This is a genomic window from Anaerotignum lactatifermentans (assembly GCF_016902535.1).
Lineage (GTDB): Bacteria > Bacillota > Clostridia > Lachnospirales > Anaerotignaceae > Anaerotignum > Anaerotignum lactatifermentans_A.
On sequence record NZ_JACSNY010000069.1, the window covers coordinates 1 to 223 of the forward strand.

General features: G+C 57.0%; 1 tRNA gene and 1 rRNA gene. Both read right to left on the reverse strand.

Annotated features, from left to right (window positions below):
* A 5S ribosomal RNA gene (gene rrf, locus H9X84_RS12890) occupies nucleotides 1-106 on the reverse strand; the annotation flags it as partial.
* An 8-nt stretch (nucleotides 107-114) separates the two neighbouring features.
* Nucleotides 115-186: transfer RNA gene (locus tag H9X84_RS12895), tRNA-Glu, on the reverse strand.
* Nucleotides 187-223: the final 37 nt, after the last annotated feature.

Below are 223 nucleotides of genomic sequence, written 5' to 3' on the forward strand. Positions count from 1 at the left end.
TCTACTCTCCCAGGCAGCTCCCCACCAAGTACCATCGACCGCTTAGGTCTTAACCGTCGTGTTCGGAATGGGAACGGGTGTGTCCCCTAAGCGCATCGTCACCGGAAATCTGAGTGATCCGTGCGGGATTCGAACCCGCGTTACCGCCGTGAAAGGGCGGTGTCTTAACCCCTTGACCAACGGACCAAAAAACTCCCCGAGTAGGATTCGAACCAACGACCCT